The sequence below is a fragment of the Spirosoma utsteinense genome, from assembly GCF_014282275.1.
GTDB lineage: Bacteria > Bacteroidota > Bacteroidia > Cytophagales > Spirosomataceae > Spirosoma > Spirosoma utsteinense.
On the sequence record NZ_VFIA01000001.1, the window covers coordinates 25,125 to 39,328 of the forward strand.

Consider the following 14,204-nt stretch of genomic DNA (forward strand, 5'->3'; position numbering starts at 1 on the left):
AATAGCTGACGCACCAGAACACCAGCTATTCGCCCATTCATAATTCATCATTGGCTCATTCATCATTCAAATTAAATCTCATGCGCGATTACTATACCCTGAAAGTCAACATGCCCGCCGGGATTGTTTCGCCCGGTACGCTGCAAACCGTGTTGCGGCTGGCTTACGAAGCAAAAGTTCGGAAGGTACGCTTTGGTGCCCGTCAGCAGTTGCTCATGACGGTGCATTATGAGGACATGCGTTTTCTGGAAAAAGATCTGAAACAACATCAGATCTCATACGAACTGAATTCGGAACGATACCCGAACATCATCAGCTCCTATTGTGGTGAAGATGTTTTTCGTACCGGTGCCTGGCTGCGGGAAAGTGAGTATCATACCGTGCTGGATCAGCTCGATTATCAGCCTCAGCTGAAAGTTAACCTGTCTGATTCCAACCAGAGTTTTACGCCGTTCTTTACCGGAAATCTCAATTTCATTGCTTCCCCTGAGCCGCACTTCTGGTATCTGTATGTCCGCCCCAAACAGACAAACAGCTTGTTTCGGTGGCCGGAACTGATCTACACCAACGACATTGGCCGCCTGGCCAAAGCTGTTGAAGAGGCTATGCTGGCGCAGGATTTTCAGGGAGAAGACGCCCTGTACAAAGCCGTTACGGCAAACCAGCACTTTATCACGCAGCCGGCTACGCAGGAAGTTGAATTGCCCGAATTTTCGCTTCCCTATTACGAAGGCTTCAATCGCTATGGGGAACGGTCGTGGCTGGGACTTTACCGCCGAGACGAGCAGTTCTCGGTTGCTTTTCTGCTTGATGTGTGTGCATTATGCCTGAAAACCCGCATTGGGGAATTGTGCATAACCCCATGGAAGTCATTGATTATTAAGGGTATTGAAGAAAAAGGTAGAGGGGCCTGGTCGTTCATACTAGGCAAGCATAACATCAATGTACGCCATGCCGCCAACGAATTAGCCTGGCAAACAGAGGACAATACCGACGAAGGAACGGAGCTTAAGAATTATGTAATCCGCAACTTCGAGAAGAACGATACCCGCACATTCGGACTTTGTTTCGGGGTGCAAACACGCGCTAAATCAGAAGTTTTTGGATCAGTATTGATACGAAAACGCCCACTGATCCGGATTGGCCAGTTGGCCCTGTTCAGTGTTTACGATTTGTATTTTACAGAGAATTTTAACCCCAACAGCCGGACGTATCACCTGGCGGAAAAAGGCCTGCTTAAGATGCACGTTCCCCATCAGCTTGTTCGACTGTGCCGGCAGTTTAACGCACGCCGGTCGCAGGAGCGCATAGAAACGGTGCGGGCTGACACCGAAAAAAACGAATCGCTTTTGCTGGCGGTTGCTACAGTGCATCAATGCCCGCACTGCTTTACCGTCTACGACGAACAATATGGTGATGAACGGCGTGGTATTCCGGCAGGCACCCGTTTCGATCAGTTACCAATGGATTACGCCTGCGCAACCTGCGATGCCCCGAAGCAAGACCTTAAAGCCGTCGAACTGGAGCCTGTTTCTTGAGTAATTTTACGAATAACTAGGTGGACGGCCTATTGCTGTTAATCGTACGGAAACGTCTCTATGCCCATCTCTTATAAATCAGAGATGGGCATTTTGATTGCAAAACAGGTCGAGAAAGGCCGACGTTTTTTTTGGTCGAGTAGCCCTTTAATTTATTTCCTCAAATTAGTCAACTAGGTATATATACTTATATTTGCCTGCGCGGTTGTAATCTGTTTACGGGTCAGCACGTTAAAAAGAGTTATCCCCGATTGCTCGCTTCGTGTACTGATCCGCAAACAGCCAGAACCGGGTAAACAGATTGGCTTATTTTCGTCTATAACCTTCATCACAGGTAGTTATGTTAACAGACGCAGCCTCATTATCTCTGGTACAGCGCTTACTGGCTGTTTCGCAGCAAAGCGTAATCGTTGTTCGTATCGTTCGTGATCTACACGGTTTGTTGATCGATCTTCACCTGAAGTTGCTTAATACGGTAGCTGAGCGGGAACTGGGGGTTCCTTCCGATGCGGTGGCAGGCCAGTCGTTCGTCAACCTCTGGCCAACTCTGTATCAGGAAGATAGTATAAACCACTATCAGCAGGCGGTTAGTACGGGAGAGTCTGCCCATTTCGCCCTTCATTGCCAGTTACCGGGCCAGTTGGTACCGGGGTGGCTCGATGTATCGGTAGTGGCCCTGGGAAATTACCTGCTTATTTCATTTGTTACCGGTACTCCCGCCAGTATCCCCACGGCCTGGTTAGCCAATATAGAATCCTTGGCTTTGGAAGAGTCGTCCAGTGGCGTTACGGTGCTGGAAGCCATGCAGGACGAGCAGGGCCAGGTAGAAGACTTTCGGTTTGTATTGATCAAAAAGGCAGGTTTACAAATGAGCGGCTACAAACCAAATGAACTGCTGGGTCGAACGCTGTGGGAAATTTATCCGGCTACCGGTATCAATGGGCTTTTCAACCAATACGTCCAGGTGTTTAATACAGGCAAAGCCGTAGCGACAGAGAATTACTATCCTGAGTACGGTGTCTGGCGTGCGGTCAAAATCCGGCGGGTGGAGCGGGGGCTTATGCTTACCTACACCGATATTACACTTATTAAAAACGCGGAAGAAATTGCCCGCCAGCAGTCCCGGCTCCTGAAAACTGTTATGCTCGGTTCACCCACGGCCGTAGCCGTCCTGGTACCCCTTCAAAGCAGCCAGGGCCTGGATACCTGCGTTACCGACTTTCGTATCGTAACGGTCAACTCGATGATGGAAGAGATCATCGGACAGTCGGCGCACCAGCTGACAGGTCAGTTAGTAACGAAGGTCTTTAGCGATGCCCATGATTGTGGCTTGCTAAGTACTTGCATTGTAAGCGTTGAGCTGGGTAAACCGCAATCGGTTGAGATGCCGTACCAAAGCCCACATCGATCCGGTACCTACGCCGTTACAGCAGCTCCCCAGGGCGATCAGCTGCTATTAACAATGATCGACGTTACGGAGAGCAGGCGCGCCCAACTGGCCGATCATCGTCAGGTTGAATGGCTTCGTTCGCTAGTCGTTGGCTTGCCCGACGCGGTCCTGGCGTTCAAGGCTGTTCGGGACGACAATAGCGAGGTGGTCGATTTTCGGTGTGTGCTCAGCAATGAAGCGGGACATAAGTGGGTGGGTTTCAGTGAAAGCCAGTTACTGAGTAATCCTGACGCGGGGCGACTGGCTCAACGCGGGATAGGCAGGCTATTCGACCAGTATAGCCTGGTTGTTGAAACCGGCGAACCGTTCCGGCAGGATAGCGGAAGCCGACAGGCCGATGAGTTTGGCTGGACCAGGCTGTTAGCAACAAAGCTCGATGATGGGTTTGTGCTGACCCTCACCTTGCCTTACTAATTACCTGGCTACCCCGGTAATGGCGGGGCTACCAAATTTATGCTGGCTATCGTAGGCCAGGCCCAGACCAACGCTGGAAAGTTTGTTCTCGTCGGCGATGGCTGCGTTCGGAAAGAGTCGTTTGAATTCGACCTGCACGGAATGCACTTCGGTTGAACCGCCGGTTAAGATGACTAGGTCGATCGCTTCATTTGTAACACCAGCCTGTTGAAGACACTCTTTGGCAGAAGCGGCTATTTTTTCAACATCATCCTGAATAGCCTCTTCAAAACGCTCGCGCCCGATGGTAATGGAAAAGCCGTCTTCAATAAAATCGAACAGGGCCTGATGCTTCTCCTGAGCGCTCAGGGCGATTTTGGCTTTTTCGGCAGCGGCCAGCAGCGTATGGCCGGTTTCATGAACGAGTACCTGCAATAGCCGGTTGTACCGCTTTTTATCATGTGACTCATGGAGCAGCTGCCGGGTCTGCATGATCAGTTTAGGGGTGTACAGAAAGTTGACCTTGCTCCATTCGGCCAGGTCGTGAAACGGCTTCAACGGAACTTCCAGGTGTTTGGCCCCGTAGGTACTCCGGTAGCCCAGTTCCGGCATAATAGCCGACAGACTCAGCTGTTTATCAAAATCATTGCCTCCAATACGAACACCCGTATTCGCCAGAATATCCGACGTCCGATCCGCTTTATTCAGGTATTGGTTGGATAGCTTTATGACCGTGAAGTCGGATGTGCCCCCGCCCAGATCAACAACAATGGCCAGCTTTTCACCCTGAATATGCACTTCGTGGGCAAAAGCCGCAGCTATGGGTTCGAACTGAAAGTCGATGTGTTTGAAGCCTATCCGCTGTGCAATTGAGGTCAATTCGGCCTGCGCCCGCGCATCGGCATCCGGATCGTTATCGACAAAATGAACCGGTCGACCCATCACCACACTATCGATTTCCTGACCCGCCACGGCATCGGCCTTTTCCTTTATATGCCGGAGAAACGAAGTAATGATGGACGCGAAGTTCATCGTGGCCCCATTTACGACGGTGCCGTGTTTCATGAGCGACGTGCCCAGCACCCGCTTCAGGCTCCGCATAAAGCGTCCTTCCTGACGGTCGAAGAACAGGTCGATGGCTGTTCGGCCAAAAAAGGCTTTGTTGTCGACGGGCCGGAAGAAAATAGCGCTGGGAATCGTAACATGGGACTGTTCTACCGGCACCAGGCTTATATGGCCATTTTTATCGATGGCTACGCTCGAATTCGATGTACCAAAGTCGATTCCGCAAGAAATTTTTGTCATTCGTATCGGTCACAAAGTATAGCAGGCCAGGATCTTTCGGCGTCGGCAGACACGATTGGAAAGAGTTGGAATGGCCCTATCGGGTATTAACTCGTGGACCTGACTGCCTGCTTTTGGCCGAAAGTCAGAAAAAACAAGGGGCAAATTTAACCGATTTCACCTGTTTTATAGCTGGTCCAGGTGAGGTGAACGTGAATAGCCTGGCTACCAGGCGCGAAAAAAGCATGAATAAGTAGCTTGATACCGATGTAACCAGTTGGCCGAGCGATGGGCCCCAACCATTATTTTAGTAATTCCTGCTATTTTTTACGGTACCTTAACCAAACTGATGATCAGCAACGTACAGATAAGCTTTGTTTAAGCTATAGATAAACTGTACTTGTAACCGCCAATTCATCGTTACCCCTGTATGAATTTATTTAACTTTTTTTCGAGTGACATTGCCATTGATCTGGGCACGGCAAATACCTTAATCATTCATAAGGATCGGATTGTGGTTGATGAGCCGTCCATAATTGCCATGGATAAAATTAGCGGGAAGGTGCTCGCCATTGGTCATAAAGCCATGCAGATGCATGAAAAGACTAATGAGAACATCAAAACGATCCGACCATTGAAAGATGGCGTGATCGCCGATTTTACGGCTGCCGAACTAATGATACGGGGGTTGATAAAATTACTCGATCGTCCCAATCGCATGTTATCGCCTTCACACCGGATGGTGGTTTCCATTCCGTCGGGCATCACAGAAGTAGAAAAACGAGCTGTTAAGGACTCCTGCGAACATGCCGGGGCCAAAGAAGTATATATGGTTCATGAACCGATAGCGGCAGCCATAGGTATTGGGATCGATATCACACAACCCAATGGCACTATGATCGTCGATATTGGGGGCGGCACGACCGAGATTGCGGTTATTGCCTTGTCTGGCATCGTCTGTGAGCAGTCCATCCGGATTGCCGGCGATGTATTTACCCGCGACATCGTGGATTATATTCGTCGGGAACACAACCTGTTTATTGGTGAGCGTTCGGCTGAGCAGATCAAAATGGTAGTGGGTTCGGCGCTGGCCGAGCTGGATAATCCACCCGCCGATTATGAAGTACGCGGGCGCGACCTGATGACGGGTATTCCCAAAGAAATCAAAGTGACCTACAGCGAGATCGCCTATGCCCTCGACAAGTCGGTCTCGAAAATTGAAGAGGCTACCATGAAGGCGCTGGAAATGGCCCCGCCCGAATTGTCTGCCGATATATACACCAATGGGATTCACTTGACCGGGGGAGGAGCGCTGCTGCATGGGCTCGACAAACGCCTGGCGCTGAAAACCAAACTACCCATCCATGTAGCCGAAGATCCACTGCGAGCGGTGGTGAAAGGAACGGGTGAAGTAATCAAAAATATGGAAATGTATGGATCGGTGCTAATCAGCTAAACTGGGTATCGAAACCAGCTGCCGATCACCCCACTGTCCTGTCGACAGCTGGGGTGATTGGCAATGCCTATACATACCGGCTTTGAACAGACCGCTCAGGGGTAAGTTTAAGCCAGGGCTGATTTGTCCATTACCTGAAGCACATCTTTGGTCGATACTTTCCGGCCGGTTCGGGCTGCCTCGAAAATAGCCTCGATCAACTGAACATCCCGCATACCGAGTTCACCGGGTACCGTTGTGGGCTGGTTCTTCAGGATACACTCGGCAAACGCATCCATCTGGTGAGCCTGTTGCGGTACGTTCTCGATCTCCATCTTACCCTGGCTCGTTTTTCCTTTCAGACCCGAATAGGCATAGGCGGGGGCCAGCTCAAACCAGCCTTTTGCGGCTTCGGCCCGCAGCTTGTTAAACTTTTCGTTGAAACTGGCTTTACAGTCGGCGGTTGTACCATCGGCAAAGAACAACTGAAAGTCAACGCCCTCTTCTACCTTGCTGAATTTCTTCGGATCGGTAACCGGGTGCAGCTTCGCAGAAACGGCAATGGGTATCTGGCCTTTAGTATAAATGGCGCCCTGCAAACAGTAAACGCCAACATCACGGAGTGGACCCCCTCCACCGATACCGCCCCCCAGCCGCCAGGGTGTGCTGTCATCCTGAACCTGCCCATCTTCGGCGATGATGCGATTCACTTTACCAAAAACCTCTTGTTGGCCCAGCCGCATCATCTCCCGGTTGTGGGGTTCGAAATGCAGCCGATAGCCAATCGAAAGCTGCCGGTTTGCTTTCTTACAGGCATCGATCATCTGCTGGCATTCCTCCGGATTCATCGCCATCGGTTTTTCGCAGATGACGTGTTTGCCTGCCTTAGCCGCCCGAATCGTGTATTCGGCATGCATAGAATTGGGCAGTACGACATAAACGATGTCGATATCCGGGTTATCGACGATTTTATCGAAGTTTTTGTAGTCGTAAACGTTTTTGTCTGGCAGGTCATATTTTTTCTTCCAGGTGTCGGCTTTATCGGGGGAGCCCGTAACGATACCTGCCAGCCGACAGTTTGTGGTTTTTTCCAGCGCTGGCGCCAGTTCGCCCTCGCTGTACTTTCCCAGGCCAACCAGTGCAATCCCTAACTTACGTTCGGAGCCAGTCGTAGTCGTGGTCGAACTGGGCGATTCGGACGTGGACTCGTCTTTTTTACTGCCGCAGCTCTGTAGCCCGAGTGATGTCAGACCGGGTATGACTATGGCCGCGGTACCCATTTGATGGATGAAATGACGGCGCGAAAACTGAGCGTTTTTCATAACGTAGGCTGGTTTGATACACAGGGTGGAGCAGATTCAAGGCTGCTTTTGCTCTATTCTTAACCTGCCACGGCCTTAAATGTTAAGTTCTATAGCCCCGCTAAACCCTATGGCCCCGGACTGGGCGTTATGGACTGTCGTTTATAGGGTGGTAGTTAATAAACATGAGTCATCCCGAATTTTAAAAGTCGCTACCTGTTTAAAGTTCGGAGTGAAAACAAGGGTATTGCGTGTGGTGTTAAGGCCCTTGACCTACCGGGTATACACTTCTCTTTTTTCCTTCAGAAAAGCCCTGTAGGGGCGACATGTCAATAGAAATAAAGAAGGGGTAGGCCCGTAAAGCGCCGTAGGTGCGACCTAATCCAGTTCAGTTAGGTCGCACCTACGGCGCTTTAGACAGGATAGGAGCGCTAACAGCTATTGACAGGTCGCCCTTACGGGGCTAGCTGACCAAGGCTGGAGATCTACCCAGACAATACGTCCCCCCGACCCAATGCCACGCCCCCGCAGATGTGCCGGAAGCAGGCCGCTTTTTGGGTAAGATTTTTCCGAAGTGTTACGATTCGTTAAAATTCGGGATGACTTATGTTCTTCCAGACCAATGGTCCGATACCAAACAGGGGTAGACTTTATAACATAGCCGCTCCGAATACCCCGGCGCTATCGCCTAGTTTGGGTTTCAGAAACCGGGTCTTTACCTCGCCACTGTTAAATACGTATTTCTTCACCCGTTCAACCCCTTCGGTATAGAGCAGATCAACATTACCGACGCCCCCGCCCAGCACAATAGCGTCGGGATCGAGAATGTTGATTATAACCGAAATGGCTTTACCGAAATACTCCAGCATCCGATCGACGGTCTGGCTGGCATACGGATCTCTGCCTTCCTCATAGCGCTTCATGATATCCTTCATCGTGCGTTCTTCACCACTGATCTGCTGGTAATAGCGTTGCAGGGCTGGTCCGGAGATGACCTGCTCTACACAGCCCCGTTTGCCGCAGTAGCAGGGGTAACCGTCTTCTTCGAGGATGTTATGGCCCCACTCTCCGCCAATGCCCTGGAGGCCGTTGAGGACGAAGGCCTGGCTGTCGGCTTTGTCGCGGTTTCGGACCACAACGCCACCGCCAACCCCCGTTCCCATGATGACGCCAAAAACGGTTTGGTAGTTTGGTACTTCGCCCGGCACGATACCGAGCGTGGCCTCCGCCAGCGCGAAACAGTTGGCGTCGTTGGCTACCTCGACAGGCACACCCAGCAGACGGGCCAGGTCCTGCTTCATCGGCTTACCGTTGAGCACCGTGGTGTTGCAGTTTTTCATGGTCTGCGTGGCCGGGTTGTTGGTCCCCGGCGTACCGAAGCCAATCCGTTCGGGTGTCAGGCTGGTTTCGGTTTTGAGCAGGTCGATAAGTTTGACGATCTGGCCTAAAATATGGTCATACCCTTTATGCGCTTCGGTATCGATCCGTTTACGGATGAGTACGGCATCGGGAGAGGGAGTAGTGCCCGTTTCGGCCGACAAGACGACGCCTTCAATTTTGGTGCCGCCTAAGTCGACGCCCCAGTACGTTTGCATACGCGATTCGGACCATGCATTGGCCCCGTTATAGAGAATAAAGGCTTGGATTGACGCGTCTTTTTCGGAATTTCGCTCCTCCAATCCAGATTAAGTTTCAAATCAACACGCATAAAACGTAAATCAAAAATTTAGTATGTTACAAGCCGGTCAAAAAGCACCCGAGTTTACCCTTTTCAACAGCGAGAAGAAGGAAGTATCGTTACAGGATTTTAACGGAAGGAATGTGGTCATCCTGTTTTTCCCAATGGCTTTTACCAGCGTATGCACCGCTGAGTTGTGTGAAATGCGTGACAACATCAGCACCTATGCGGCCCTAAATACGGCTATTTTGGGCATTTCGGTGGACTCGCCCTTTACCCTCGCTAAATTCAAAGAGCAGGAGAACCTGCCATTCGACCTGCTATCGGATTTTAACAAAGAAACGTCAGAGGCCTACGATACGCTTTATGAGACATTTGTCATGAACATGCGGGGTGTCAGCAAACGATCCGCTTTTGTTATCGACCGGAACGGGATTGTTCAATACGCCGAGGTGCTCGATAATGCGGGCGAAGTGCCCAGCTTCACCGCCATTCAGGAAACACTAACGTCGATTAAATAACGCTGAAAGGGAATGATGAATGATGAACGATGAACGCATTCATCATTCGTCATTCGTCATTCATCATTCCCCTTCATCACTCATCAATATGGCCTGGTATCACGATTTTTTTCATGGGTTGCCGCAGGATGCCTGGAAGGCGGCCCAAACGGATGAGCAGACTCACCTTGATCTCGAACTGCTGGTGGAAACCCTGGAGTTTGGGCCTGGTGACCGCCTGCTCGATGTCTTTTGCGGTTATGGGCGTCATGCGGTGCCGCTGGCCCGCATGGGGGCTCGCGTAACCGGCGTCGATATTTCGGCAGACTACATAGCCAGTCTGCATGCCGAGGCCGACAAATTACCCCTGACAATAATGGAGGGCGATTTTATGCAGTTGTCCGACGAACTGGCGACAGGTGCGCCCTTCGATGCTGCCTACTGTCTGGGAAACAGCTTTAGTTTCTTTCCACAGCCAGCCATGTTGGCCTTTCTGACGCGTATTGCTTCGTTGCTAAAGCCCGGTGGCCGCTTTCTGGCTCACTCGGAGATGATCGCCGAATCGGTGCTGCCCGATTATCAGTCCCGGAACTGGCAACCCATTGGAGACGACGATCAGGACCCTATTCTGTTTCTGGTCGACAATGTGTATGACCCGCTCGAAAGCCGGATCGATTCGCACCTGACCTACATCCGGGCGGGCGTAACCCAAACCCGCCTGGCGCAGCACTATGTATTTACACTGGCTGAATTGAAACGGATGTACAACGATGCAGGTATGCGGGTCGTGGACTGTTACGGATCAATAGAAGGCGATTCGTATACACTGGGCGATGAAGCGGTCTGGATACTGGCTGAAAAAGAATAGGCACTCCCAGGATATTAGGTACTAGCTAATTAAACCGTTTAATAGACATTGAGACGTTTTTACAAACCGTCAAACAAGTCAAGACGGGATCGATAAACGATTTTATGTAAATATTCTTATAAATCTTTTATCATATCTAGAATATTACGAGGTAAATCCGTAGTTTTCAGGCGATTTAACACCGTTAACTGACGACTGAAAACCTTTATTCATGGAAACAATCGAGCGTAAGCCTCGTTCCCGCGAGCATACACGCACCGGAATAATGCTTACGGCGAAAGATATTGCCCGCCGGGAAGGCTGGCAGTCGGTTTCGATTCGTAAGATTGCCGATGCAATTGACTACAGTGCCCCCATTGTTTACGAATATTTCGACAGTAAAGACATACTGCTGAAGGAGATTCGCGACGAAGGGTTTCAATACCTGCACACGGAGTACGACCGTATCCTCAAACTATACCGGGATCCTGAAAAGCGACTTTACGAAATCTCGTTGATTCAATGGGAGTTTTCGCGGCTGCAACCTGAAATCTATCAGGTTATGTACAATCTGGATGGAGCCTACTGCACCATGCCTGTCTACCAGTCCGATGAGATGCAGGCGGTGAGTGATATTGTCTGTGAAACGATTTTCTCGTTTATCCCCAAATCAAAAGAAAGTATCCAGCGTCTGTATTTTGAGTGGTGGGCTGTGTCGCATGGCATGATCATGCTGTCGATGTTACTGAAAGATCAGCAGCCGCTGGACAAATCAGAGCAAATCTACCGCGAAACAATGCGTCGGTTTGTGCGCGGGCTCCGGTAAGGCAGGCTTCCTACCTACGAATCATGCGTATTGCCATTATTGGTGCTACCGGAATGCTGGGTCGCGCTGTAACGCGTGAACTGATCTGTGCCGGTAACACGGTACAATTGATTGCACGCGACGCAGCACAGACGAAGCAGCTTTTTCCCAATGCATCGGTAGTGCCCGGCAACATGAACGATAAAAGCAGTCTGGTTGCAGCATTACAGGGTATTGGCATTGTTTACCTCAACCTGTCGGTCAAACAAACTGAACGGGAAACGGATTTCCACACGGAAGAACAAGGCCTCATAAACCTGATTGAAGCCGCCCGTCTGACAGGCGTCCATCGAGTAGCGTATCTATCCTCCCTGGTCATGCGCTACCAGGGTATGAACGGCTTTACCTGGTGGGTCTTCCGCGTGAAGCAGCATGCGGTAAGGTTGATAAAGGAGTCCGGTATTCCCTACAGTATTTTCTACCCGTCCAACTTTATGGATTCCCTGAACGGTACCCAGCGAATGGGGTGGTATATTCTGCTGGTAGGGCGCTCCAGCGTACGACCCTTTTACATCGCAGCAGCTGATTATGGTAAGCAGGTTGCGAGAGCACTGAGTCAGGCGGCAGGGGAAAATCAGGAATATATAATCAAGGGTCCGGAAGCCCTATCGCAGCATGAAGCTGCTCATCGCTTTGCGGCAGCTTACAAAGCAGAGCCGCTATCGGTAGTGACCGCACCCCCGTTCCTGATGAAACTTGGTGGCCATTTTTCGGCTCAGGCCGATTATGGCTGGCACATCACCCATGCGCTTAATCACTATCCTGAACGTTTCGAAGCCGACAGAACCTGGGCTGAGCTAGGCAAACCGGCAACCACGCTTGAGGCCTTCGCAAAGGGATAAATGCCGTTGCTCATCGGGTTGTATCCTGGACGGCCACGTCCGGGCGAGAATAAAACCCGTTTACGCCCGGACGCGGCCGTCCAGAATACAACCCGCCAGAATACACCTGGTCGCCCGAACAGGTTTAAAACAAGCCTTCAATGGACAGATACCGCTCGCCGGTATCATAACAGAACGTTAGAATACGACTGCCTTTGGGTAGTTCGGGAAGTTTCTTTTCGATAGCCGCCAGTGACGCCCCTGATGATACACCGATGAAGGTTCCTTCTTCGCGGGCAGACCGACGAGCCATGTCATATGCTTCGTCTTTGCTGACCTGAATCGTTCCGTCGAGCACGTCGGTGTGGAGATTTTTGGGTATAAACCCGGCACCAATACCCTGAATCGGGTGCGGACCCGGCGCTCCACCGCCAATGACGGGCGATAACTCCGGTTCTACGGCGTAGACTTTCAACGCAGGGAAATGCCGCTTCAGTACTTCGCCTACCGCGGTGATGTGCCCCCCGGTGCCAACTCCCGTAATCAGGAAATCAAAACCTTCCGGGTAATCGTCCAGAATCTCCTGTGCTGTCGTACGGGCATGAATATCGATATTGGCCGCGTTCTCAAATTGCTGCGGCATCCAGGCACCGGGCGTTTGAGCAACTAACTCATGGGCGCGTTCAATGGCTCCTTTCATGCCTTTCTCGCGGGCCGTGAGGTCGAAGTTGGCACCGTAGGCAGCCATGATCTTACGCCGTTCGATACTCATCGACTCAGGCATGACGAGCGTAATGGCGTACCCTTTTACGGCGGCAACCATGGCCAGACCAATGCCGGTATTGCCGGAGGTAGGTTCGATGATGGTACTGCCGGGTTTCAGAGACCCATCGGCTTCGGCCGCTTCGACCATTGCCAGAGCAATACGGTCCTTAATGCTGGCACCCGGGTTTGCTTTCTCCAGTTTGCTCCAGACTTCGTAGCCAGGAAAAAGGCGATTGATCCGCACAAGGGGCGTGCGGCCGATGGTATCCAGAATGGTGTTGGCTTTCATTAGGAGGTAGGGAAACAGTTGATCAGCTGGTCAACTAGATAACAAAATTAATAGGTTCGCTTTCGTCCAGCGATTTGAGCCGAACATCGGTTTTGTGCTGGTTGAATACAAGGGAGTGAGCCTCGACACTGCCCGTTAGCCACACGTTACCGCCAATGACCGAATCGTGGCCAACGACGGTATGACCACCCAGGATGGTGGCATTGGCGTAAATAACGACGTTATTCTCAATAGTCGGATGCCGTTTTTTCTGCGCCATGGACTTGGCTACATAGGTAGCGCCCAGGGTTACGCCCTGATAAATCTTTACATTTTCGCCAATGATAGTCGTTTCGCCGATAACGACACCTGTACCGTGATCGATAAAGAAAGAGCCGCCAATTACAGCACCAGGGTGAATATCGATCCCGGTTTGGCCGTGGGCATACTCCGTCAGCATGCGGGGCAGCAACGGCACGTTCAGCCGAAGCAGTTCATGGGCGATGCGGTAGACGGCGATGGCGTAGAATCCCGGATAAACAGCAATGACTTCTTCCATACCAACGGCCGCCGGGTCATTGTCGGCAATGGCGTGTGCGTCGAGCAGCAGGTTATCGTAGATAGCGGGTAAGCGCTCGAAAAAACGCTCAGCTACTACCTCCGGCGATTCGGCCATATTGGTCTCCAGGGGACGGAAGAGGCAAACCAACTGGTCATTCAGTTTCTGGTATGTCTCTCCCACATGCTGGGAAGCCGACTGACAGTCTTGCGTTACGGGAAAAAGTAACCGCATCAATTGATCAATAAATCGACCCGCATCGGGTCGGGAGGGCAGTTTGTACCGGTACTGAGCCCGTTGTGCCAGCAGGTGGTCGAGGAAAGTAGTGTTGGTTGTGGTCATACGAAACCTTAACAACTGAAAAGTTTTGTGAGTAGGGTAGTGGAATGCATACCCCGTTCTGTGGAAGCACGACACCAACCGTTGATTCGTTACACAGACGGAGGTGCAAGCTAACGACCTCACATCGTTGATTTTGAAACAAATTGCGGGCCACAAAG

12 protein-coding genes are annotated in these 14,204 nt (G+C 51.1%); 7 read left to right on the forward strand and 5 right to left on the reverse strand.

Features of this window, described 5'->3' with window-relative positions; genetic code table 11:
* The first annotated feature begins 80 nt into the window (after positions 1–80).
* Both FH603_RS00110 and FH603_RS00115 read left to right on the forward strand, forming a co-directional pair.
* Positions 81–1,538: a rubredoxin domain-containing protein gene (locus tag FH603_RS00110; RefSeq protein ID WP_186734804.1), complete on the forward strand. Its 1,458-nt coding sequence runs from the start codon at positions 81–83 to the stop codon at positions 1,536–1,538.
* Positions 1,539–1,878: 340 nt separating this feature from the next.
* Positions 1,879–3,402, forward strand: coding sequence for a PAS domain-containing protein (locus FH603_RS00115; RefSeq protein WP_186734806.1), 1,524 nt, complete (start codon positions 1,879–1,881; stop codon positions 3,400–3,402).
* On the opposite strand, the gene FH603_RS00120 is transcribed toward FH603_RS00115, so the two are convergent.
* Positions 3,403–4,686 (reverse strand): Hsp70 family protein, encoded by a 1,284-nt coding sequence (locus tag FH603_RS00120; protein ID WP_186734808.1) that lies wholly within the window; start codon positions 4,684–4,686, stop codon positions 3,403–3,405.
* Between the two features lie 409 nt (positions 4,687–5,095).
* On the opposite strand from FH603_RS00120, the gene FH603_RS00125 reads away from it, so the two are divergent.
* Positions 5,096–6,121, forward strand: a complete 1,026-nt coding sequence (locus tag FH603_RS00125; protein WP_186734810.1) for a rod shape-determining protein — start codon at positions 5,096–5,098, stop codon at positions 6,119–6,121.
* Positions 6,122–6,228: 107 nt separating this feature from the next.
* Here the strand turns inward: FH603_RS00125 and FH603_RS00130 are convergent, their stop codons facing one another.
* Complete coding sequence (locus FH603_RS00130) at positions 6,229–7,422, reverse strand: Gfo/Idh/MocA family protein (RefSeq protein ID WP_186734812.1); 1,194 nt, start codon at positions 7,420–7,422, stop codon at positions 6,229–6,231.
* A gap of 629 nt (positions 7,423–8,051) precedes the next feature.
* Positions 8,052–8,996: an ROK family protein gene (locus FH603_RS00135; RefSeq protein WP_186734814.1), complete on the reverse strand. Its 945-nt coding sequence runs from the start codon at positions 8,994–8,996 to the stop codon at positions 8,052–8,054.
* A gap of 136 nt (positions 8,997–9,132) precedes the next feature.
* On the opposite strand from FH603_RS00135, the gene FH603_RS00140 reads away from it, so the two are divergent.
* The 4 genes from FH603_RS00140 (at position 9,133) to FH603_RS00155 (ending at position 12,133) form a co-directional block, all read left to right on the forward strand.
* A complete protein-coding gene (locus FH603_RS00140; RefSeq protein WP_186734816.1) occupies positions 9,133–9,600 on the forward strand; it encodes a redoxin domain-containing protein in 468 nt (155 codons plus the stop codon).
* 19 nt (positions 9,601–9,619) lie between these two features.
* Positions 9,620–10,447, forward strand: coding sequence for a class I SAM-dependent methyltransferase (locus tag FH603_RS00145; protein WP_342355201.1), 828 nt, complete (start codon positions 9,620–9,622; stop codon positions 10,445–10,447).
* Positions 10,448–10,658: 211 nt separating this feature from the next.
* Entirely contained in the window at positions 10,659–11,252 is a 594-nt protein-coding gene (locus tag FH603_RS00150) for a TetR/AcrR family transcriptional regulator (RefSeq protein WP_186734818.1), read from the forward strand.
* Between the two features lie 23 nt (positions 11,253–11,275).
* On the forward strand, positions 11,276–12,133 hold the full coding sequence (locus tag FH603_RS00155; RefSeq protein ID WP_186734820.1) for an SDR family oxidoreductase: 858 nt from the start codon (positions 11,276–11,278) through the stop codon (positions 12,131–12,133).
* A gap of 124 nt (positions 12,134–12,257) precedes the next feature.
* Here FH603_RS00155 and cysK read toward each other — a convergent pair whose 3' ends face one another.
* Positions 12,258–13,166 carry a cysteine synthase A gene (cysK, locus tag FH603_RS00160; RefSeq protein ID WP_186734822.1) on the reverse strand — a complete coding sequence of 303 codons (909 nt, stop codon included), beginning with the start codon at positions 13,164–13,166 and terminating at the stop codon, positions 12,258–12,260.
* A gap of 34 nt (positions 13,167–13,200) precedes the next feature.
* Entirely contained in the window at positions 13,201–14,046 is an 846-nt protein-coding gene (locus FH603_RS00165) for a serine O-acetyltransferase (RefSeq protein ID WP_186734824.1), read from the reverse strand.
* Positions 14,047–14,204 lie beyond the last annotated feature (158 nt).